This window comes from Dactylosporangium sp. CA-052675, from assembly GCF_050947935.1.
GTDB lineage: Bacteria > Actinomycetota > Actinomycetes > Mycobacteriales > Micromonosporaceae > Dactylosporangium.
Genome location: NZ_CP192010.1, coordinates 3017144 through 3037530 on the forward strand (window position 1 = coordinate 3017144; position 20387 = coordinate 3037530).

The window sequence follows — 20387 nt, forward strand, 5'->3', positions numbered from 1 at the left end:
AAAGATGGCAAACGATTGCCACCCCTTCAGCAGCGTTGATAGCGTCCGCAACCATCGATCCGCCACTCGAAATAACGCCCCCATAGCAAGCGACGAGGAGTGGACACCCCCCATGAATCGCATGAAGCTCATGTCCGCCGGACTGGCCGCGGCCGTCCTGCTCGCGGCGTGCGGCAACGACAGCAAGGACACCGCGACCGGCGACGGCAAGCTGGACGGCGCCGGCAAGACGATCAACGTGTTGGTGCAGGCCAACACCATCTACCCGCAGCAACAGAAGCAGTGGTTCACCGACACCGGCGCCGCGTTCAAGGCCCAGACCGGCGCCGAGGTCAAGTTCGAGACGTTCGCCTCCGCCAACGACGAGCTCACGAAGATCCAGACGAGCGTCGTGTCCGGTCAGGGCCCCGATGTGTACTCCCTGGGCACGACCTTCACCCCGACGGCGTACGCGACCGGGGCGTTCCTCGAGCTCACCGACGCCGACTGGCAGAAGGTGGGCGGCAAGGACGGCTTCGTGCAGGCGTCGCTGGGGATCTCCGGCCCGGACGCGCAGCACCAGGTCGGCATCCCGTTCACGAGCCGCCCGTTCGTGATGGCGTACAACACCGAGCTGCTCAAGGCCGCCGGCATCGACAAGCCCGCCGACAGCTGGGACGGGCTGCGCGAGCAGGCCAAGCAGCTCACGAGCGGCGGCACCTACGGCATGGCGGTCGCCTACGCCGACGGTTTCGACCCGTGGAAGTTCATCTGGGCGATGTCCGTGCAGGCCGGCAACCCGCTCGTGGCCGGCAAGAAGGCGTCGCTGGACGACCCGGCGACGGTCAAGGCCTACCAGACCTACCTCGGCTGGCTCGCCGCCGACAAGGTCGTCGACCCGGCCGCCGTCGGCTGGAAGAACGCCCAGGCCATCGCCGAGTTCGGCGCGGGCAAGGCCGCGTTCCTGCCGATGGTCTCGGCCACGTCCAAGGTGACGCTGGACAAGTCGCAGGTCGCGGGCAAGTACGCGTACGCCGTCATGCCCACGATCCCGCCCGGCGCCACGACCAGGCCCGGCAACGGCGTGGCCGCGACCAGCATCCTCTCCGGCGACAACCTGGTCGTGGCGAAGTACTCCAAGAACAAGGACCTCGCCCTCGCCCTGGTCAAGCTGCTCACCAGCGCCGAGCAGCAGAAGTCGTACTACAAGACCTTCGGCGAGCTGCCCACGAACGCGGCCGCGGCCAAGGAGCTGCAGGCGGACCCGGCCCTCGCGGCGATCGTGGACTCGTCGTCGAAGTCGGCCGGCACGCCGTTCAACGGCGGCTGGAGCAAGGTGCAGCTGGCCCTGCTCAACGTCGTCGTGCAGTCCATCCCCGACCTCAAGGCCGGCAAGGTGGACGACGGCAAGCTGAAGTCCCTCGTCACCGCGGCCCAGAAGGACGCCCAGAGCGCCGTGGACGAAGCAAAGTGAGCAAGGCCGTCTCCCGGCGTCAGCGTCCACTGTGGATGCTGGCGCCGGGCGGCGTGCTCATGGTCCTGGTCATCCTGGTGCCGCTGGCGGTCGCGCTGCTGGTGTCCACCCTGGACCTGAACCAGTACACGCTGCGGCAGTGGACGGACGCGCCGAACATCTGGCTGGACAACTACCGCGAGGCCTGGACCGAGACCGCCCTGCCGCACGCGATCTGGGTCACGGTGGGCTACGCGGTCATCGTGACGATCGCCGCCGTGCCGCTGGGCCTGGCCGCCGCCCTGGCCACCCAGCAGCGCTTCCCGGGCCGGGCGCTGGTCCGCTCCGCCTTCCTGATCCCGTACGTGCTGCCCGCCTTCGTCGTCGGCACGGTGTGGCGCACCATCCTGCAGCCCAACGGCCCCGCGGGGAACCTGCTGGGCGCCGACTACCTGTGGCTCAACGGCCCGCGCAGCTACTGGGCGCTCGTGCTGGTGCAGATCTGGACCTCGTGGCCGCTGCTGTACCTGCTGGCGCTGTCCGGCCTGCAGGGCATCCCCGACGACGTGCACGAGGCCGCGGCGCTGGACGGCGCCGGCTACCGAGCGAAGCTGACGAGGATCGTGCTGCCGCAGCTGCGGGGCGTGCTCGGGCTCGGCATGGTGATCGAGTTCCTGCACACGCTCAACAGCTTCACCCTGCCGTACGTCCTCTTCGGCGTCCCCGCCCCGCACGACGTCGAGGTGCTGCCCGTGCTCACCTACGTGGAGAGCTTCCAGAACTTCAAGTTCGGCCTCAGCGCGGCGATGGCGGTGCTGTCCCTGGTGCTCGTGGCCATCCCGCTGTCGGTGTACCTGCGAGCGGTGAGGCTGAACCGCGATGAAGACTGACGTGCAACGGCTCCTGCCCCGCTGGCTGCAGCTCCTGGTCATCGCCGGGCTCCTCGCCGCGACGCTGGCCCCGGTGCTCTACATGCTCTTCGCCAGCGTCAACGACGACCTCGCCGTCGCCCGCGGCGACTTCTGGCCCAGCGCCTTCCACCCCGGCAACTACGCCGAGATCTGGGACACCGTCGAGCTCGGCGACGGCCTGCTCAACAGCGTCCTCGTGGCCGGCTCCGTCGCGGTCGTCTCGGCCCTCGTCTCGGTCGCGACCGCCTACGTGCTCGTGCGCTTCACGTTCTTCGGCCGCGGGCTGATCCTGCGCGGGCTGCTCGCCCTGCAGAGCATCCCGGGCACGCTGATGCTGCTGCCGGTGTTCGTGCTCTTCGCGAACCTGGCCCGCATCCTCAGCATCGACGTCATCGGCACCCGCTGGGCGCTGTTCGTCACCTACCTCACGTTCGCGCTGCCGTTCTCCACCTGGGTGATGGTGACGTACCTGCGCGGCCTGCCGCACGAGCTGGACGAGGCGGCCCGGCTCGACGGCGCCTCCTCCTGGCGGATCCTGCGCTCGATCGTGATCCCGCTCAGCTGGCCGGGGCTCGTCGTCTCGGCCATCTTCGCGTTCCTGCTCGGCTGGAACGACGTGCTGTTCGCCTCCGTCATCACCAACGCCGACACCCGCACGGCCGCTGTCGCGCTGCAGGTGTTCGGGGCGACCCAGGAGGGCGGGGCGATCCCGCTGTACGGGCAGCTGATGGCCTCCGCGCTGGTGTGCGCGCTGCCCGTGGTCGTGTTGTATCTCGCGTTCCAACGGTTCCTGGTAGGCGGCCTCACGGCCGGGGGAGTGAAATGACACAGCTGAATGTGGCGATCGTCGGCAGCGGCATCATCGGCGCCAACCACGCCGAGGCGATCGCCCGCCATCCGCGGCTCACCGTGGCCGCCCTGGTCGACGCGCGGATCGAGGTCGCCGAGGCCCTGGCCGCGAAGCTCGACCCGCACCCGTCGGTCCACCTGACGCTCGCCGAGGCCCTGGCCGCCCACGACATCGATCTCGTCTCCATCTGTACGCCCAGCGGCCTGCACATCGCCGCCGCCGAGCAGACCCTGGCGGCCGGGGCGCACCTGCTCGTCGAGAAGCCCCTCGACACCGACCTGGCCAAGGCGCGCGCGTTCGCGAAGGTGGCCGAGGCGGCGGCCGGCCGCGGGCTGGTCGCCTCCGTGGTCAGCCAGCACCGCTTCGACCCCGCGACCGCCGCGCTGCTCGGCGCCGTCCGGGCCGGGCGGCTGGGCCGGATCACCTCCGCCGTCGTGTCGATGCCCTGGTGGCGCGACCAGGCGTACTACGACTCCGCCGACTGGCGCGGCACCTGGGCGTTCGACGGCGGCGGGGCCCTGGCCAACCAGGGCATCCACCTCGTCGACCAGATGCTGGCCCTGCTCGGGCGCCCCGCCGAGGTCTACGCGCAGACGGCCCTCGTCTGCCACGAGCGCATCGAGGTCGAGGACCTCGCCGCGGCCACGATCCGCTTCGCCTCCGGCGCGCTCGCGGTCCTGCACGCGACCACCGGCGCCTGGCCGGGGCTGCCGGTCCGCCTCGCGCTGCACGGCACCGAGGGCTCCGCGGTCCTGCACGACGACCAGCTCGAGTCCTTCCACACCGCCGGCGATCCCGGGCTGGGGGCCGCCGATCTGGTCCCCGCGGCCGACCTCTACGGCGCCGCGAAGGCCCCGGACGGCTTCGTGACCGGGCACCTGCGCCAGTACGAGGACATCGTCGAGGCCATCGAGACCGGCCGCGACCCGGGCGTACGGATTCAGGACGGGCTGCTCGCCCTCGGCCTGGTGCGGGCCGTCTACGTCTCCGCCGCCCTGGGCCGGCCCGTGTCCTTCGACGAGGTCCTCGACGGCGCCCACGACGACGTCCAGCCCGACACCAAGGGAGCACACCAGTGAAGTTCTCGGTCTTCACCGCCTCGACGCCCGACTGGACCCCGCAGGAGGCCGCGGCCGAGCTGGCCGCGCAGGGCTGGGACGGCATCGAGTGGCGGATCACCGACCAGGAGGAGACCGACGAGCCCGGCTTCTGGGCCGGCAACCGGGCCACCTGGCCGCTCACCGGGCTCGAGGACCGCCTCGCCGACATCCAGGCCGTCACGCGCGGCGCCGGCCTGGCGTACTCGGGCCTCGGCGGCTACGCGCGCAGCTTCGAGCGCGACGACGTGGCCCGGCTCCTCGCGGCCACCGCCACGCTCGGCGCCGGCCGCGTCCGGGTCACCATGCCGCTGCTGAAGACCGGCGACTACCCGGACCTGTTCGCCGGGGCGCGCAAGGACCTCGAGTGGGCGACCGCGGAGGCGGCCCGGCTCGGCGTCACCGTGCTCGTCGAGCTGCACCACGAGACGATCGCCGCGTCCGCCTCGGCCGCGCTGCGGCTCGTCGACGGGCTCGACCCGGCCGCCGTCGGCGTGATCCACGACCTCGGCAACCTCGTCATCGAGGGCCACGAGGACCACCGGGCCGCGTTCCAGCTGCTCGGCCCCTACCTGCAGCACGTGCACGTGAAGAACGTCGCCTGGCGGGCGGTGTCGACCGCGCCCGACGGTACCGTCACGTGGAAGGCGGACTGGGCCACCCTCCGCGAGGGCCAGGCCGACGTCGGCGCCTACCTGCGGGCCCTGCGCGAGCACGGGTACGACGGCTGGGTCACCCTCGAGGACTTCTCCACCGCCGTGCCCCTGCGCGAGCGCACCCGCGACAACCTCGCCTACGTGCGGTCGCTCATCTAGGTGTGTCGCAGGTGGGTGACGGCGCTGTCGTGGTTGCGCACCAGGCCGGCGTCGAGCCCGTGGGCGGCCAGGAACGCGGCCGGGTAGCGGGCGCCGGTGTCGGCGTCCTGCCAGGTGCCGGCGGCCAGGAACGGCAGCCGGGCCGGCGGGGCGGGCGCGCCGTAGCGGTGCCCGTCGAGGAACTGGAACACGGCCGCCTCGTCGCCCGCCTCGGACACGTAGGCCAGGGCGGGGGCGTCGCTGTCGCGGGGCGAGCGGATGCGGTGCAGCCGCCCGTGCTGGACGATCGGGCGGATCCGCTTGTACTGCCCGATGAGCTCCGCCGCGAGCCGCTGCTCCTCGGCGGTCCACCGCGGCAGGTCCCCGCCGACGCCGAGGACGCCGGCCATGGCCACGTGGAAGCGGTACCTGAGCGGCAGCCGGTTGCCGGTGAGGAAGTTGGGGGCGTCGGTCACCCAGGCGGTCATCGCCCGCGCCGGGTACAGCTGGCTGAAGCCCTCCTGGATGTGCAGCCGGTCGCTCGCGTCGGTGTTGTCGCTGGGCCACACCTGGTCGGTGCGGGCCAGGATGCCGAGGTCGACGCGGCCGCCGCCGGAGGCGCACGACTCGAACCGGACCCCGGGGTGCTCCCGGCGCAGCCGGTCCAGGACCGCGTAGAGGTTGCGCGCGTGCCGGGTGGACCACTGCAGGTCGCGGTACGGGCCGGGGTCGGTCACGGGCCGGTTCATGTCCCACTTCACGAACGCGATGTCGTGCTCGGTGAGCAGCCGGTCGAGCCAGTCGTGCAGCCAGTCCGCCACCTCCGCCCGGCCGACGTCGAGGACGAGCTGGTGGCGCAGCTCGTGCCGCGGGTAGCCGTCGGAGGCGTAGACCCAGTCGGGGTGGGCGCGGTACAGGTCGCTGTCGGGGTTGACCATCTCGGGCTCGACCCAGATGCCGAAGGCCATGCCGAGCTCGTGCACGCGCGCGATCAGCGGCCCGAGGCCGTCGGGGAAGCGGGCCGAGTTGGGCAGCCAGTCGCCGAGGCCGGCGTTGTCGGCGACGCGGGCGCCGAACCAGCCATCGTCCATCACGAACAGCTCGCAGCCCAGCGCCGCGGCCCGCTCGGCGAGCGCCATCTGGTTGGCCTCGTCGAGCAGGAAGCCGGTCGCCTCCCACGAGTTGTAGAGCACCGGGCGCAGCTCGTCGCCGTGCGGGAGGACCTCGCCGCGCACGTAGGCGTGCCAGGCCCGGCTGGCCCCGCCGAAGCCCTCGCCGCTGTAGAGGCCGCAGCTCTTCGGCGTCTCGTAGCGCCCGCCCGCGGCGAGCCGGGCGACCGGCGGCTCGTGCCCGGCGCCGGCGTTGACGACGACCCGGCCGACCGGCAGCCGCTGCACGTCGACGCGCCAGGTGCCGGACCAGGCGAGGGCCGCGGTCCACACCTCGCCGTGGGTCTCGGTCGCGGTGCCGTCGTCGAGCGCCACCCACGGGTTGTGCATCGGGCTGGTGGTGGTGCGGCGGCTGCCGAGCCGGACGGTCCCGGCGGGCAGGTCGGTGCGCTCGAGGCGGGAGTCGGCGCCCCAGCGGCCGTGCAGCGACGACAGGCGCGCACCCTCGCGGGCGGGCAGGCACCAGGCGGCGCTGTCGGCCCGGACGACCTCCACCGGCACGTCGGTGTCCAGCTCGGCCCAGCGCTCGAGCACGTCATGGCCGGGAACGACCCGGTAGTGCAGGGTGAGGCGGACGGGGCGGGTCAGCTCGCGGTACCGCAGCCGCAGATGCCCGCGGTCGGCCTCGGCCCGCGCGAGGACCCAGCGCACGGCCCGGCCGTCGTCGCCGAAGCGCAGGGCGAGGGCGGGTTCGGTGAAGCGCAGGCCGGTGTCCGACGGGTACTCCTCCCGCCCGTCGAGGGGGCTCTCCCAGCTGCCCCGGGCCGCGTCGTGCGGCACCCCGGCCAGCGCGACAGCGGCCTCGTCGTCGACCGGCGCGCCCCAGTGCGCGGCGAGCGGGACGTCCTCACCGCCGCCGGTATCGAGGACGTAGGCGCTGTTGGGGGTGCGCAGCACCCAGACACCGGGTGCGACTTCGGAAACCGGGGGCGGTAAGGGCATGCGACGTTCGTAGCACCTGACCGCCCGGTTTGTCAGGACCCGGCGTAGGCGGCCCCGAGCAGGGCCGAGCGTTCGGTGTCGGCGACCGGGCGGGCCGGCACGGGCAGGTGCAGCGCCGGCTCGATGAGGTCCCAGGCGCCGGTCATCGAGCCGCCCACGACCACGACCTCGGCGCCGAAGCGGTCCAGCCACTCGGTGAGCAGCCGGCCGAGGATGCCGAACGCGGTGTCGACGACCTCGCGGGCGTCCTGGTCGCCGCCGCGGGCCAGCGCCGCCAGGCCCCGCATGCCGTCCACGGTCACGCCGGTGCGGGCCAGGTAGCCGCGCACGAGCGCCCGGTCGGAGACGAGGTCCTCGATGTTCACGCCGTCGACGTCGCAGAAGTGGATCTCGCCGTCCTTGGGCACGTCCGGCCCGTCGCTGACCACGGCCCCGTCGGCGAGCCAGGACGAGCCGATGCCGGTGCCCAGGGTGATCGCGACCGAGCGCCGGGTCCCGGTCGCGGCCCCGTCGACCCACTCGCCGAGCAGGAACGCGTCGGCGTCGTTGACGAACGTGAACGCCTCCGGCTCGGCCGGGATCGCCGCGGCCAGGGCCTCGCGCAGGTTCACGCCGCGCAGCTGGTCGAACTTGCTCACGCCCTCGTGCAGCGACACCCCGGCGGCGTAGTCGAACGGGCCCGGGAACGCCACCGCCCAGCGGTCGCCGGGGCCGGGCAGCAGCCGCTTCGCCGCGTCCGCCAGCGCGCCGACGATCGTGAGCGCGTCCTGGGCCGGGTCGAGCGGGTGCCGCTGCCGGTCGAGGATGCGGTGCCCGGCGACCTCGACGCTGCCGGCGGTCACATGGCTCCCACCGATCTCGAGAACCCGCACGGGAGGGGAAGGGGAGTCGGTGTCCTGCACGGCGTAAACGTTATCGCACCCGGTTCGCGATGATCGGCTCCGCGTACGGGTACGGCGTGTGCTTCGAGACCCCGGCGAGCCCGGTGAAGAAGTCGTGCATGGCGGCGGCGGTGCCCGCGTGGCGCAGGATCACCGCCCGGCTGCCCGGGGGCGCGTCGTCCAGCTCCGCGGGGAGGGTGCCCGCGGCGGCCCGCGCGATCAGGTCGTGCGCGCGGTCCCAGTCGCCGGGGCAGCCGTGCTCGCACGCGAGCCACGTCGCGAAGTGCCCGGCGTGGTAGCGGCGGTCGTAGGCGGCGTGCGCGCGGAAGAACGCGGACTCCTCGGGGGTGCGGGCGAACGAGGCGTGCAGGGCGAGGCCGAAGTCGGTGAGGTACACCAGCCGCCCGTCGGTGAGCAGGTTGCCCATGTGCGCGTCGAAGTGCAACAGCCCGCCCGCGTTCATCGCGCAGACGGCGGCGGCGAGCCGGGCGGCCACCTCGACGCCGGCGTGCTGGTCGCCGCCGTCGATGCGCTCGCGCAGCCACGGGCCGAGCTCGTGCGGGATGTGCTCCAGGAACAGCGTGACCGCGGCCGGGGCCGCGTCGAGCTCCTCCAGCCGGCGGCGCACCGCGGGGCTGCCGTCCCAGTAGGCGGTGCGCTCCTCGATGTCGGCGTCGGCGTCGGCGTCGTCAGGCCCGCGACCGGGACGGGGCAGGACGCGCCAGTGGTACAGCAGCGGGAAGTTCGGCTGCCGCCCGGAGCGCACCCACGCGGTGGTGAGCCGGTGCGCGGTGAGCTCCCGCCAGGCTCCGAAGCCGGCCGAGCCCACGCCGTACTGGTAGAAGCCCGGCAGCCCGAAGAGGTTCCCGGTGTCGTGCGGCGCGGCCAGCTCGGTCGCGGTGAGCGGCACCTGCTTCACGAAGACCGCGACGCCGTCGACGTCCAGCCCGGCGGTCCGCCCCCCGATCCCGGTGCCGTGCGGGACGGCGCTCGCGACCAGCCTCCCGAGCTCGTCGTCGCCCAGCGCGGCGAGGGCGGGCGCGACCCGGTCGAAGCGCGCGGCGCGGTCATCGAGCATGGTCGCAGTGTGCCACGCACGCGAAAGGCGCGGCCGGCGTTTGCCGGCCGCGCCCCCCTGCGGATGCTCCTACCTGTGCTTGCCCAGCACCTGCTCCTACCTGTGCTTGCCCAGCACCGAGATGGCGATGATGATCGCGATCACCGCGAGCGCGCCGAGGATGGCGAGGGCGATCTTGGCGGCGCTGTACGGCCGCTCGCCCGCGATCTCGCCCGTCACGCCGTTGACCTGGATGTTGTAGGTCTTGCCGGCGTAGAGGTAGCAGGCGATCCACACCGGCAGCAGCATGAGCTTGAAGGTGACGTCGTTGTACTGCGTGTGCATCTGCTCGACGCGCTGCTCGTCGCCGCCGATGTCCTCGCGGCAGTCCTGCTCCAGGATCGGGCGCATCTTGCCCTTGGCGTGCTCGAGGCCCTGCTCCGGCTCGACGTCGTAGCGCAGGGTCTCGTGCCCGGCGAGGTACTCGGGCCGGTACGGCTGCGCGTTGGGCAGCGGCCACGGCTCCAGCGCGTCCAGGTGCTTCTGGCTCACCTTGGTCGTGCCGGTCACCAGCACGTCGTCGAAGTCCCGGAAGACCCGGCCGCTGGCGTGGTACCAACGCGTCTTCTGCACCTGCCGGGTCTTCGTCTCACCGTTCTCGGTGTAGGTCTCGGTGACGTAGTAGTGCTCGCCCCGCTGGCCCTGGTAGTCCGTGATCGTGCGGGAGTCGTACGTCCAGTGCGGCAGGTAGGTGCTCTTGGCCGTCTCGGCCTCGGACACCTTCTTCAGGCCCGACGGGGCGAACCAGCGCGACGACGCCCACTTGCCCAGCGCCTCGCGCAGCGCCCGCTTGTCGATCCCGAAGGGCACCACGGCCTCGGGCACCACCAGGTCCTGCGGGCTCAGCTCGGCCACCACCGGCGCGTTGCAGAACCGGCAGCGGTCCGAGATCGAGTCGCTCTCGGTCTGCGCGCCGCAGTTGCGGCACACGAACACGTGCTTCGCCAGCGTCGCGATCGGCTTGCGGGGCAGGCTGGTGAAGGAGAGGTAGTCGTGCTCGCGAACCCGTGCGCCCGTGGTCTGCAGCACCGTCTCGTGGCCGCAGTACGGGCACTTGAGCACGTTGGTGCCCGGTGCGAACTCGACGTTGGCGCCGCAGCCGGCGCACGGGTACTGGTTCTGTGACATGTCCTGGTCAGCCCATCGGGGGGAGCGGCGGGGGGACGGAGTTGAAGATGCCCGCCAGCTCCGGGATCTGCTCGGCGGGGGTCCAGGCGGCCATGCCGTTCTTCCACAGCAGCGTGGAGCGGCTGATCGCCCCGGCCTGCACCTGCTGGGCCAGCGCGTTCGGGTCGAACGGGCCGGCCTGGGCGCCGTTGATCGCGGCGAACCAGGTGGCCTGCTGCGGCACCGGCGGGGGCCCGGCCGGCGGCGCCGACTGCGGCGCGCCCTGCGGGGCGTACCCGGGCTGCTGCTGCGGGTAGCCCTGCTGCGGGTAGCCCGGCTGCTGGGGCTGCGTGGGCCGGTTCAGCGACTGGGCCACCTGCTGGGCCGCCGCCATGCCGAGACCGAGACCGAAGCCCTCGCCGGCGCCGCCCTGGTTGTTCGCGGCGGCCTCCATGGCGTTGGCGGCCTGGAACTTCGAGTACTGGTCCAGGTTGCCCAGCACGCCCATCGAGGTGCGCTTGTCCAGCGCCTCCTCGACCTCCGGCGGCAGGGAGATGTTCTCGATGATGAACTTGGGGATCTGGATGCCGTACTCGGCCAGCTCCTGGGTGAGCACCCCGGCGAGCTTCTGGCCGATGAGCAGCTGCTGGGAGACGAGGTCGAGCACGGGCACCTGCGCGGCGGCCAGGGCCGGGCCGAGGTGGCCGACGATGAGCTGGCGCAGGAACTCCGAGACCTCTTCGGTGCGGAACTGGGGGTCGGTGCCGACGAGCTGCTTGAGCAGGTTCTCCGGGTGCACCACGCGCAGCGAGTAGGCGCCGAAGGCCCGGATGCGCACCATGCCGAACTCGGCGTCGCGCATCATGATGGGGTTCTGCGTGCCCCACTTGAAGTCGGTGAACTGCCGGGTGTTGACGTAGTAGACCTCGGCCTTCCACGGCGAGTCGAACCCGTACTTCCAGCCCTTGAGGGTGGACAGGATCGGCAGGTTCTGCGTCTGCAGCGTGTAGGTGCCGGGGACGAACACGTCGGCGATCTGGCCCTCGTTGACGAAGACCGCCACCTGCGACTCGCGGACGACGAGCTTGGCGCCCATCTTGATCTCGTTCTGGTAGCGCGGGAACCGCCAGACGATCGTGTCCCGGCTGTCGTCGAGCCACTCGATGATATCGATGAACTCGCCCTTGACCTTGTCCCACAGTCCCACGTCGGTCCCCCTTGCCTTCGGATCATCGAGCGTCGCCGACCCTAGCAACCGTTCCTGGGATTCGGGCGTTGCTGTCGGGAAGCCGCTCCGGCCATTGCAGCGTAGAATTGCCGCCGCGTCAGTCAAGAACCGGGCATATGCCCGCCACCTCGCCGGCGCCGAATGCGGGTACATCGGGTCCTAGTGCACGAGTCCGGCCTCGACGGGGACGCCGGCGCCGGTGCTGGGGGATCGTGCGGTCGCGGTGCCGAGGGGTCGTGTGGTCGCGAAAAATCCGGCGCTTCGCTTGCCGGATTTTTCGGACTTATCAGCATATAGCTGCCCACCTTTGGACCTCGGGGCTTCGCTCCGCGTGGCCGTGGCCCTGCTCGCGCTGACGGCGGCGGTCGTGGAGTCGGCCCCGGCGCTTCGGATCCGACAGTCCGATCACGAAATGTCGGACTTTTCGTCGGTGGGCGACTCCTCCTCGGCGCTGCTGGGCGTTTTGCCGACCGGTCGCCGCCGGATTGGCCACCGTGCTCGACGGACGATAAACGGTCGGATTTTTGCAGACAATCGTGTTAGTTTTCCCGCCTCACGTAATCGGATGACGGGGGCTGGGCATGGGGACCGAGGTGCTCGTCGAAGCCGCGGGACTGCAGAAAGTGCACGGCGCGGGCGGCGTCCGGGCCGTCGACGGGGTCACGTTCGCGATCGAGCGGGGCGAGGCGTTCGGGTTCCTCGGGCCCAACGGCGCCGGGAAGTCGACCACCATGCGGATGATCGCGTGCGTCTCGCCGCCGAGCGGTGGGCGGCTCACCGTCCTGGGCCGCGACCCGGTCCGCGACGGCTCCGCGATCCGGGCGCGCATCGGGGTCGTGCCGCAGGACGACGCGCTCGACGCCGAGCTGACGGTCGAGGAGAACCTGCTCATCTACGGGCGCTACTTCGGGCTGTCGCGGCGGCAGGCGCGCGACAAGGCGGTACAGCTGCTGGATTTCGCGCAGTTGACCGACAAGGCGGGCGCCAAGGTGGCCGCGTTGTCCGGCGGGATGCGCCGGCGCCTGACCATCGCCCGGTCGCTCGTGAACGATCCGGAGATCCTGCTGCTCGACGAGCCCACCACCGGCCTGGACCCGCAGGCCCGGCACGTGCTCTGGGACCGGCTCTTCCGGCTCAAGCAGGACGGCGTCACGCTCATCCTCACCACGCACTACATGGACGAGGCCGAGCAGCTCTGCGACCGGCTCGTGGTCATGGACAAGGGCACGATCGCGGCCGAGGGCTCGCCGCGCGAGCTCATCGAGCGGTACGTGACGCGCGAGGTCCTCGAGCTGCGCCTGCCGCCCGGCGCGCCGGTGCCGAAGGACGAGCGCGTCGAGCGGGTGGAGGAGCTGCCGGACCGGGTCCTGCTCTACGCCGAGGACGGCGAGGCGGTGCTGGCCGGGCTCGAGACCGAGCCGATCGCGGCCCTGGTGCGCCGGGCCACGCTCGAGGACGTCTTCCTGCGCCTCACCGGAAGGTCGCTGGTCGAATGAGCGTCCTGGCGCTGCGCGAGTTCTCGTACTGGATGCTGCGCTACCGCAGCACCTGGCGATCCACGATCGTCGTGTCGGTGCTCAACCCGCTGCTGTTCCTGCTCGCCATGGGCGCGGGCCTGGGCCGGCTCGTGGACCGCAACACCGCCCCCGACACCCTGCACGGCGTCGCGTTCCTCGCCTTCTTCGCCCCCGGCCTGCTCGCCGCGGCCACCATGCAGACGGCGGTCATCGAGGCGACCCGCCCGGTGTTCCTGGCCGTGCGCCCGGGCGGCAGCTACCGCAGCGCCGTCGCCGGCCCGCTGGGCCCGTCCGACGTGCTCGCCGGGCACCTGCTCTACATCGCGTTCCGGATCGCCACCTCGGCACTGTGCTTCGTCGCGGTGTTGCTGTGCTTCCCGCCGCTGCGGACGCCGGCGCTGCTCTGGCTGACCCCGGCCGCGCTGCTGACCGGGCTGGCGTTCGCCACGCCGTGCGCGGCCTGGGTCGCGACGCTGGAGACCGGGCAGCCGATGTCGACCCTGTTCCGCTTCGTGATCATGCCGATGTACATGTTCTCCGGGGTGTTCTTCCCGGTCGAGCAGATCCCGGCGGCGCTGCGGTACGTCGTCTACTGCACGCCGCTGTGGCACGGCACCGAGCTGTGCCGCGGCGAGCGGCCCGTCCTGCACGCCGCGTACCTCGGCGCGCTCACCCTCGCGGGCCTGCTGCTGGCCCGCCACACCTACCGCCGGCGGTTGTTCGCATGACCCGTGCCCTGCTGCTCGTCGAGCGCAACCTCATGATCTACCGGCACACCTGGGCGGTGCTCGCCGCCGAGGTGCTCGAGCCGCTGCTGTACCTGCTGTCGATCGGCGTCGGCGTCGGCGCGCTCGTGGGCGCGGTCCCCGGCGTCGACCCGGGCATCAGCTACGCCCAGTTCGTCGCGCCCGCCCTGCTGGCCACCGCGGCCATGAACGGCGCCCTGAACGAGACGGCGTTCGGCCTGTACTTCAAGCTCCGCCACGAGCGCACCTACGACACGATGGTCACGACCCCGCTGACGGTGCGCGACATCGCCCTGGGCGAGACGGCCTGGGCCCTGCTGCGCGGCGCCATCGCCAGCGGCGGGTTCCTCGCGGTCGTGGCCGTGCTCGGCTTCGCCCGCTCGCCCTGGGTCCTCCTCGCCGTGCCCGGGGCCGCGATCGTCGGCTTCGCGTTCGCGGCCGCGGGGCTGGCCGTGGCCACCTTCCTGCGCGGGCCCGGCGACTTCCAGCTGATCCAGCTCGTGATGCTGCCGATGTTCCTCTTCGCGACCACGTTCTTCCCCGTGAGCGTCTATCCGCGGCCGGTGCAATGGTTCGTGGAGGCGCTGCCGCTGTACCACGCGATCCAGCTCCTGCGCGAACCCGCCCTCGGCCACGTCGGGCCCGCGCTGCTGCCGTCGCTGGTCTACCTGCTCGCCTTCGGCGTCCTGTCGCTGGCGATCGCCCTGCCCCGCCTGCGCCGCGCTCTGCTGGCTTAGGCCGAGAGCCGGATCACCGGCAGCGTGCGCGAGGTCTTCTTCAGGTAGCCCGCGAAGCGCGGCTGGGCGGCGACGATCCGCTGGAGGGCGGCCTCGCGCCGCTCGCCGGTCAGCTCCTGCGGCGTCGCGGGGCGCTTGTGCCCGCCGTGCTCGATCCAGACCTGGTCGGGGTGGGCCTTGAGGTTGTGGTACCAGGCCGGGTGCCGGTCCGCGCCGTTGTTCGAGGCGACCACGAGCCAGGCGCCGTCACCGTCGGCGAAGCGGGCGACGGGCGAGACGCGCTCCTTGCCGCTCTTCGCGCCGACCGTCGTGATGTAGAGCAGGTCCATGCCGGCGAACCTGTCCCCGGTGCGCTTGTGGAACCCGATCATCAGGTTCTTCATCAACCCCATGCGTCGATCCTCGCGCGCCCGGCGGGGATTGTCCCGATCGATGCGTCACGGATCGCGGGGGACTTTTGTCCTACGGCACCGTGCGGCGGCGCCGGAGCGGGGACACGAACCCGCGGCCGGACGGCCCCGCGGGGACCGGCCGCGCGAGGCCCGGGTGAGCGCCGACCTGCCGATCCGCGTACTAGTTGCCGAAGTTCGTGCCGTGGTAGAAGTACCGCCCCAGGCCCACGGTGAAGATGAGCAGCCCGTAGGCGGCGTGCTCGACGCAGACGGTGAGCAGGGAGCGGGTGCGCTGGTACCGCCGCGCGAACAGCCAGCCGCCCAGCAGGGTCAGCACCACCGCCACCGGGTTGCCGAAGAGCAGGTGGGCCAGGCCGAACGAGAGCGCGCTCGCGGCTGCGGAGATCCTCTCGCCGCGCAGCATCGTCCGGTACCGATGCAGCAGGAACGCCCGGAAGACCAGCTCCTGCGGATAGACCGACACCACCGGGTAGGCGACGATGATCAGCGCCCACAGGCCCGGATTGTGCCGCGGCAGATCGAACAGGTGCTCGCGGTCGAAGACCCACACGGCCGCCACCGCGAGCACCGCGGCGAGCGCCCACAGCCGCAGGACGCGCGGCAGCTCCGGCCGCAGCGCCTCCGGCCGCCACAGGTCCCGCCGGTCGAAGTCGCGGGCCCGGCGGAAGAAGAACGCCACGACCACGGTGAGCACCAGCAGGACCGGGATCGGGCCGCCGGGGACCTTCACGAAGGCGAACGCCACGGGAAGGACGACGAACACCAGGATGAACTCGGCGACCATCCGGGGGACGGTGCCATCCGCAGATGACGATCAACCAATACTCTCGTGGACGATGCGCATCGCGAGCTACAACGTCGAGAACCTGTTCAACCGGGCCAAGGCGCTGGACCAGCGGACCTGGGCGGACGGGCGGCCGGTGCTGGAGGCGTTCGCGCGCGCCGGTGAGCTGCTCGAGGAGCCCGTCTACACCGACGAGATCAAGCACCAGATCCTGCGCGAGCTCACGAAGCTGGGGCTGCGGGGCGGCGATCTGGCGAAGTTCGCACGGCTGCGGCAGAACCGGGGCCGGCTGCTGCGCCGGTCCCGCGACGGCCGGGTCGAGGTCGTCGCCGGCGGCCGCGCCGACTGGATCGGCTGGGTCGAGCTGACCACCGACCGCTGCGACGAGCAGGCGCTGCTCAACACCGCCCGGGTCATCCTCGATGTGCGGGCCGACGTCCTCGGCGTGATCGAGGCCGAGAGCCGCCACGCGCTCAAGCGGTTCACCGAGGGCGGGCTGAGCGGGTTGTACCGCCACATGCAGGTCATGGACGGCAACGACGAGCGCGGCATCGACGTCGGCATCATGTCCACCGCGGAGTTCCCGCTCGCCGGGCAGCGCACCCACGTCGACGACGCCGACGAGCGGGGCCGGGTGTTCAGCCGGGACTGCCCGGAGTACCACGTCGTGCTCCCCGGCCGCGCCGAGCCCCTGGTCGTGCTCGTCAACCACCTCAAGAGCAAGGGCTACGGCGGGAAGCTCGCCTCCGACGCGACCCGCCGGCGCCAGGCCGCCCGGGTCGCCGCGATCTACCGCGCCCAGGCCACCCCGTTCGTCGCGGTCGTCGGGGACCTCAACGACACCCCGGACAGCGAGCCCCTCGCCCCGCTGCTGCACGGCACCGACCTGCGTGACGTGTCGGCGCATCCGGCGTTCGAGGACAACGGCCGGCCCGGCACCTACGGCTCCTGCACCGCGCGGAACAAGCTCGACTACGTGCTGCTGTCCCCGGCGCTGTGGGCGGCGACGACCGGCGGCGGCATCCTGCGCAAGGGCGTGTGGGGCGGGCGCAACGGGGTGCTGTGGCCCATCTACGACACCATGACGAAGGCGGTGCACGCCGGCTCGGATCACGCGGCCATCTACGCCGATATCGACCTCGACAAATTGTGATGACACATTCGGTGAAATCTCTGCCCAAGGTAGCGGAGACATTGCTGCGCGTGACAATCTTGGGATCGGAGCGGTACGTCATTCGGGGGTCGGATGCGGAGGGGAGATGACGGCTACTGCGGCGTCGACGAGCCTCGCCTCCGGCGAGCCCCCGATCAACTTCGCCGCCCACCAGCTGCGGGCCGGCAACCTCGCCGGTGCTCGTGACGACTTCGAGCAGATGCTCGCCATGCTGCTTGCCGCGATCCACCCGGGTGCGCGGGCGATCAGCGCCAACCCCGGCGACTGGGGCATCGACATCCTGCTCGGCGAGCTGTCCGGGCTGGTGGTGATCTGGCAGTCGAAGTACTTCTGGCCGATCGTGACCCGCTCGCACCAGGGCCAGATCCGGGAGTCCTTCGACTCCGCGGTCGCCGCGGCGGCGCGCAACGGCTACCGGCTCGCGCAGTGGGTGCTGTGCGTGCCCGCGAGCATGGACGCGCCCACCGCCCAGTGGTGGGACAACTGGCGGGCGCGGCGGCAGCGCGAGACCGGCGTGCAGATCGAGCTGTGGCACGAGAACGTGCTGCGCAACCTGCTCGTCAAGCCCGACTGCGCGCACGTGCGCCGGCACTTCTACGACCCCTACGCCGCGCCCTCGGGGCCGGTGGGGGCACCGCGGGTACCGCTGCACGATCTGGATCCCGAGCACGCCTCGGCGCTGGAGGGCGCGCTCTTCGTGCGCCAGCTGCGGGCCGCCGGGCACACCGAGGTCGGCGCGGCCAAGCGGGAGTACTTCAACGCCGACCTGCTCGCCCGGGAGATCCTCGACAAGCGGGTGCCCGCGGAGCTCGACGCGCTCGACGAGGCCGACGGTCTCGTGCACGGCATCTGGGAAGGGCAGTTCAACTCCTTCGTCGTGCGGTGGCCCCGCGACGCGACGCTGCCGGGCCTGCACGCCTCGGTGATGCGCGAGATCCGCTCGACCGGCGGGTTCCCCCTGGCGCTCAACGCCGTCCACCGGTGCGGTCTCATGCACCGCGTGGTCGAGCAGCGGCGGGCGGGCTGGGTCCGGCACTGGCGGGAGCTGCTGTGAACCCCGACGAGTTCGCGGTGTTCCGCCGGGCGCGGCTCCTGCTGGTGCTGCTCGCGGCCGCCGAGCCGCTCGACGCCGAGCGGCTCGGCGCCTACGAGTTCCTCGCCGGGCAGCCGCTGCTGGTCGCGCGCGCCGAGGACGACCCGGACCGCACCGCGCTGCGCCTGGCCGGGTTCGACGACCGCACGGTCGCCTACGCCAGCCCCGCCCAGCGCTACGTCACCGCGCAGCTCAGCCTCGGCAAGGATCTCGCCGCGCTCGTCGCGCAGGGGCTCGTCGCGGTGACGGCCGCCGGGCGGGTCACCTATCGCCTCACGGAAGAGGGAGCGACCATGGCCCGGCGATTCACGGCGATGTATGCTCAGTCATACATCACAGCGGTACGGATCGTCATCCGTCGCCTGCGGCGCCTGAGCGGTCGTAAGCTTCGAGAGAACCTGCGGCAGTGGCTTCTCCCCGTCCCAGTCAAGGACGTGCCATGATCGGCTTGCGCAGCCAGGGCATCCGGATCAGGCGACTGCGCCTGCACGGCGACGACCGCGACTACGACGTCGACTTCCGCGCCCCCGACGACACCCCGCGGCCGCTGTCGGTCCTCGCCGGCGCCTTCAGCACCGGCAAGACCACGATCCTGGAGTTCGTCGACTACTGCCTCGGCGCCAACGACCATCCCCGGCACCCGGAGATCACGCCGAAGGTCAAGTCCGCGACGCTGGAGGTCGAGCTCTCCGGTTCGCCGTACCTCATCGAGCGCGCCGTCGGCGAGCCCTCGATGTTCGCCTACGTGCGCGCGGGCCGGCTCGACGAGCCCGGCGCCGCCCCGCGCGTGCGCCACACCCTGCGCCCCGCCGGCCACCCCGGCAGCCTGTCGAGCCTGCTGCTCTCGCACTGCAAGCTCCAGGGCGTCCACCTCTCCCTCGACACCGCGACCGAGCCGCACGACCCGCTGAGCTTCCGCGACCTGATGTGGCTGTGCTTCCTGCCCAACGAGCGCCTCGACGGCAAGGACCTGCTCTTCGAGAGCGTGCCGATCAAGCACCTCAAGCTGCGCCAGGTCGTCGACGTGGTCTTCGACGTGCACGACGACCACACCGTGGAGATCGGCCGGCGCATCCGCGCCGTCGAGGCCGAGCTGGCCGCGGCCCGCACCGCCTACCGGGCCGCCGAGCAGCTCGTCGAGGAGCAGCACGTCGGCTCCCGCCTCGACCTGGAGGCCCTGGAACAGTCGGCCAAGGACGAGCTGGCCGCGTGCGCCCAGTCGCTGGCGGCCCTGGACGCCCGGGCGAGGGCCGCGACCGCCTTCGCCGCCGAGCTGCGCGAACGCCACCGCGACGCCGCCCGGGCCGCGCTGGCCGCCGCCGACGAGCTGCGCGACCGCGAGACCCAGCTCCAGCGCATGATCCCGCTGCGCGGCAGCTACGCCGACGACGTGTCGAAGTGGACGATGCTCGCCGAGGCCGACCGCCTCTTCGAGACCGGCGCCGGGGCGTGCGCCTCCTGCGGCGCCGCGCTGGTCGCGTCCGACGAGCGCTGCCCCGCCTGCCGCTTCCCGGTCGGCCCCGTCGACGTCTCGGCCGAGCTGCGCTCGGCCAAGACCCGCCTCGCCGAGCTGACCCGGCACATCGAGGAGCTGGAGCGGGAGATCCCCGGGCTGCGCGCGGCCGCGTCACGCGCCCAGGACGCCGAGTCGCGGGCCGCGGCCGAGGTGGACGCGGCGACGTCGCACGCCGTGACCCCGTTCCTGGCCGAGCGCGACGCGATCGCCCGCCGCCGCGAGGAGGCGGCCGCGGTGCGCCAACGCGCGGCCGACGGCCTGCGGCTGGTGCAGAGCCTGGAGCGGCGGGCCAACGGCATCCTGCAGATGATGGACCAGCTGGAGGCGGACCGCGACGAGCTGGGCGCGGCCGGCACCCAGGCCCGGCGCGCGGACCGCTCGGCCGTGGTGCGCCGGGTGAGCGAGCGCTACCGGGCGATCCTCGCCGAGTTCCGCTACCCGAAGCTCGCCGACGCCTACCTCGCCGAGGACCTGACGCCGTACGTGCGCGGCGAGCCGTACACGACCGCGTCCTCGGGCGGCCGCGTGCTCATCACCCTGGCCTGGCAGCTGGCGATGTTCGAGACGGCGTGGGAGACCCGCTCGTCGCACCCCGGGTTCCTGCTGCTGGACAGCCCGCAGAAGAACCTGGGCGCGCTGGGCGACCTGGAGGACGGCCGGACCATCGAGCGGATCTACAGCCACCTCGAGGCCTGGCTGGCGGGCCGGGGCGTGGGCGCCCAGATCGTGGTGGCGGACAACGCACCGCCCCCGACGGCGGCGGCCGACGTGATCGTGCGCTACTCCCGCCGGCCCGACCAGCCGCCGTACGGCCTCATCGACGACGACTTCTGAGCATCGACGACTGCTGAGCAGAGACGACTGCTGGGCGGAGACGAC

The 20387-nt window shown here is 72.2% G+C and carries 19 protein-coding genes; 12 read left to right on the forward strand and 7 right to left on the reverse strand.

Going from position 1 to position 20387, the window contains the following annotated elements:
* Window positions 1-121 precede the first annotated feature (121 nt).
* Genes ACQP1P_RS13700 through ACQP1P_RS13720 form a run of 5 tightly spaced genes read left to right on the forward strand, consistent with a single transcriptional unit; the run spans window position 122 to window position 5105 of the window.
* Window positions 122-1453, forward strand: coding sequence for an ABC transporter substrate-binding protein (locus tag ACQP1P_RS13700; RefSeq protein WP_433086618.1), 1332 nt, complete (start codon window positions 122-124; stop codon window positions 1451-1453).
* On the forward strand, window positions 1450-2322 hold the full coding sequence (locus tag ACQP1P_RS13705) for a carbohydrate ABC transporter permease (RefSeq protein WP_433086620.1): 873 nt from the start codon (window positions 1450-1452) through the stop codon (window positions 2320-2322). Before ACQP1P_RS13700 ends, ACQP1P_RS13705 begins: the two co-directional genes overlap by 4 nt.
* A complete protein-coding gene (locus ACQP1P_RS13710; protein WP_433086622.1) occupies window positions 2312-3169 on the forward strand; it encodes a carbohydrate ABC transporter permease in 858 nt (285 codons plus the stop codon). Before ACQP1P_RS13705 ends, ACQP1P_RS13710 begins: the two co-directional genes overlap by 11 nt.
* The gene (locus tag ACQP1P_RS13715; RefSeq protein WP_433086625.1) at window positions 3166-4272 is read left to right on the forward strand and encodes a Gfo/Idh/MocA family protein; all 1107 of its coding nucleotides are present in this window, start codon (window positions 3166-3168) and stop codon (window positions 4270-4272) included. Before ACQP1P_RS13710 ends, ACQP1P_RS13715 begins: the two co-directional genes overlap by 4 nt.
* Window positions 4269-5105: a sugar phosphate isomerase/epimerase family protein gene (locus ACQP1P_RS13720; RefSeq protein WP_433086627.1), complete on the forward strand. Its 837-nt coding sequence runs from the start codon at window positions 4269-4271 to the stop codon at window positions 5103-5105. Before ACQP1P_RS13715 ends, ACQP1P_RS13720 begins: the two co-directional genes overlap by 4 nt.
* Here ACQP1P_RS13720 and ACQP1P_RS13725 read toward each other — a convergent pair.
* The 5 genes from ACQP1P_RS13725 to ACQP1P_RS13745 form a co-directional block, all read right to left on the reverse strand.
* Window positions 5102-7150: an alpha-galactosidase gene (locus tag ACQP1P_RS13725; RefSeq protein WP_433086629.1), complete on the reverse strand. Its 2049-nt coding sequence runs from the start codon at window positions 7148-7150 to the stop codon at window positions 5102-5104. The genes ACQP1P_RS13720 and ACQP1P_RS13725 overlap by 4 nt on opposite strands.
* A 77-nt stretch (window positions 7151-7227) precedes the next feature.
* Complete coding sequence (locus ACQP1P_RS13730; protein ID WP_433086631.1) at window positions 7228-8097, reverse strand: ROK family protein; 870 nt, start codon at window positions 8095-8097, stop codon at window positions 7228-7230.
* Between the two features lie 10 nt (window positions 8098-8107).
* Complete coding sequence (locus ACQP1P_RS13735) at window positions 8108-9154, reverse strand: serine/threonine protein phosphatase (RefSeq protein WP_433086633.1); 1047 nt, start codon at window positions 9152-9154, stop codon at window positions 8108-8110.
* Between the two features lie 96 nt (window positions 9155-9250).
* Entirely contained in the window at window positions 9251-10321 is a 1071-nt protein-coding gene (locus tag ACQP1P_RS13740; protein WP_433086635.1) for a hypothetical protein, read from the reverse strand.
* Between the two features lie 7 nt (window positions 10322-10328).
* Window positions 10329-11507 carry an SPFH domain-containing protein gene (locus ACQP1P_RS13745; protein WP_433086637.1) on the reverse strand — a complete coding sequence of 393 codons (1179 nt, stop codon included), beginning with the start codon at window positions 11505-11507 and terminating at the stop codon, window positions 10329-10331.
* A 602-nt stretch (window positions 11508-12109) separates the two neighbouring features.
* Between ACQP1P_RS13745 and ACQP1P_RS13750 the strand changes: the two genes are divergently transcribed.
* From ACQP1P_RS13750 to ACQP1P_RS13760, 3 genes are read left to right on the forward strand one after another with little or no spacing between them, the layout of a single operon-like run.
* The gene (locus ACQP1P_RS13750) at window positions 12110-13024 is read left to right on the forward strand and encodes an ATP-binding cassette domain-containing protein (protein WP_433086639.1); all 915 of its coding nucleotides are present in this window, start codon (window positions 12110-12112) and stop codon (window positions 13022-13024) included.
* Entirely contained in the window at window positions 13021-13773 is a 753-nt protein-coding gene (locus ACQP1P_RS13755) for an ABC transporter permease (RefSeq protein ID WP_433086641.1), read from the forward strand. The genes ACQP1P_RS13750 and ACQP1P_RS13755 overlap by 4 nt, the downstream gene beginning before the upstream one ends.
* Window positions 13770-14528, forward strand: coding sequence for an ABC transporter permease (locus tag ACQP1P_RS13760; RefSeq protein WP_433086643.1), 759 nt, complete (start codon window positions 13770-13772; stop codon window positions 14526-14528). The genes ACQP1P_RS13755 and ACQP1P_RS13760 overlap by 4 nt, the downstream gene beginning before the upstream one ends.
* Here ACQP1P_RS13760 and ACQP1P_RS13765 read toward each other — a convergent pair.
* Window positions 14525-14920, reverse strand: a complete 396-nt coding sequence (locus tag ACQP1P_RS13765) for a nitroreductase family deazaflavin-dependent oxidoreductase (RefSeq protein WP_433086645.1) — start codon at window positions 14918-14920, stop codon at window positions 14525-14527. The genes ACQP1P_RS13760 and ACQP1P_RS13765 overlap by 4 nt on opposite strands.
* Window positions 14921-15101: 181 nt before the next feature.
* Window positions 15102-15725 (reverse strand): CPBP family intramembrane glutamic endopeptidase, encoded by a 624-nt coding sequence (locus tag ACQP1P_RS13770; RefSeq protein WP_433086647.1) that lies wholly within the window; start codon window positions 15723-15725, stop codon window positions 15102-15104.
* Between the two features lie 52 nt (window positions 15726-15777).
* Here ACQP1P_RS13770 and ACQP1P_RS13775 point away from each other — a divergent pair, with 52 nt between their 5' ends.
* From ACQP1P_RS13775 to ACQP1P_RS13790, 4 genes are all read left to right on the forward strand, one after another.
* Complete coding sequence (locus ACQP1P_RS13775; RefSeq protein ID WP_433086649.1) at window positions 15778-16878, forward strand: endonuclease/exonuclease/phosphatase family protein; 1101 nt, start codon at window positions 15778-15780, stop codon at window positions 16876-16878.
* 106 nt (window positions 16879-16984) lie between these two features.
* Window positions 16985-17953 (forward strand): hypothetical protein, encoded by a 969-nt coding sequence (locus ACQP1P_RS13780; RefSeq protein ID WP_433086651.1) that lies wholly within the window; start codon window positions 16985-16987, stop codon window positions 17951-17953.
* Window positions 17950-18435 (forward strand): hypothetical protein, encoded by a 486-nt coding sequence (locus ACQP1P_RS13785; RefSeq protein ID WP_433086653.1) that lies wholly within the window; start codon window positions 17950-17952, stop codon window positions 18433-18435. Before ACQP1P_RS13780 ends, ACQP1P_RS13785 begins: the two co-directional genes overlap by 4 nt.
* Entirely contained in the window at window positions 18432-20342 is a 1911-nt protein-coding gene (locus ACQP1P_RS13790) for a DNA recombination protein RecN (protein ID WP_433086655.1), read from the forward strand. The genes ACQP1P_RS13785 and ACQP1P_RS13790 overlap by 4 nt, the downstream gene beginning before the upstream one ends.
* The last annotated feature ends 45 nt before the right edge of the window (window positions 20343-20387 follow it).

Bases quoted from the DNA above. Each gene is read 5' to 3' on its own strand.
- ACQP1P_RS13700 (WP_433086618.1), top strand. From the start codon at position 122: ATGAAGCTCATGTCCGCCGGACTGGCCGCGGCCGTCCTGCTCGCGGCG.
- ACQP1P_RS13710 (WP_433086622.1), top strand. From the start codon at position 2,312: ATGAAGACTGACGTGCAACGGCTCCTGCCCCGCTGGCTGCAGCTCCTG.
- ACQP1P_RS13715 (WP_433086625.1), top strand. From the start codon at position 3,166: ATGACACAGCTGAATGTGGCGATCGTCGGCAGCGGCATCATCGGCGCC.
- ACQP1P_RS13735 (WP_433086633.1), bottom strand. From the start codon at position 9,154: ATGCTCGATGACCGCGCCGCGCGCTTCGACCGGGTCGCGCCCGCCCTC.
- ACQP1P_RS13740 (WP_433086635.1), bottom strand. From the start codon at position 10,321: ATGTCACAGAACCAGTACCCGTGCGCCGGCTGCGGCGCCAACGTCGAG.
- ACQP1P_RS13750 (WP_433086639.1), top strand. From the start codon at position 12,110: ATGGGGACCGAGGTGCTCGTCGAAGCCGCGGGACTGCAGAAAGTGCAC.
- ACQP1P_RS13755 (WP_433086641.1), top strand. From the start codon at position 13,021: ATGAGCGTCCTGGCGCTGCGCGAGTTCTCGTACTGGATGCTGCGCTAC.
- ACQP1P_RS13760 (WP_433086643.1), top strand. From the start codon at position 13,770: ATGACCCGTGCCCTGCTGCTCGTCGAGCGCAACCTCATGATCTACCGG.
- ACQP1P_RS13765 (WP_433086645.1), bottom strand. From the start codon at position 14,920: ATGGGGTTGATGAAGAACCTGATGATCGGGTTCCACAAGCGCACCGGG.
- ACQP1P_RS13770 (WP_433086647.1), bottom strand. From the start codon at position 15,725: ATGGTCGCCGAGTTCATCCTGGTGTTCGTCGTCCTTCCCGTGGCGTTC.
- ACQP1P_RS13775 (WP_433086649.1), top strand. From the start codon at position 15,778: ATGCGCATCGCGAGCTACAACGTCGAGAACCTGTTCAACCGGGCCAAG.
- ACQP1P_RS13780 (WP_433086651.1), top strand. From the start codon at position 16,985: ATGACGGCTACTGCGGCGTCGACGAGCCTCGCCTCCGGCGAGCCCCCG.
- ACQP1P_RS13790 (WP_433086655.1), top strand. From the start codon at position 18,432: ATGATCGGCTTGCGCAGCCAGGGCATCCGGATCAGGCGACTGCGCCTG.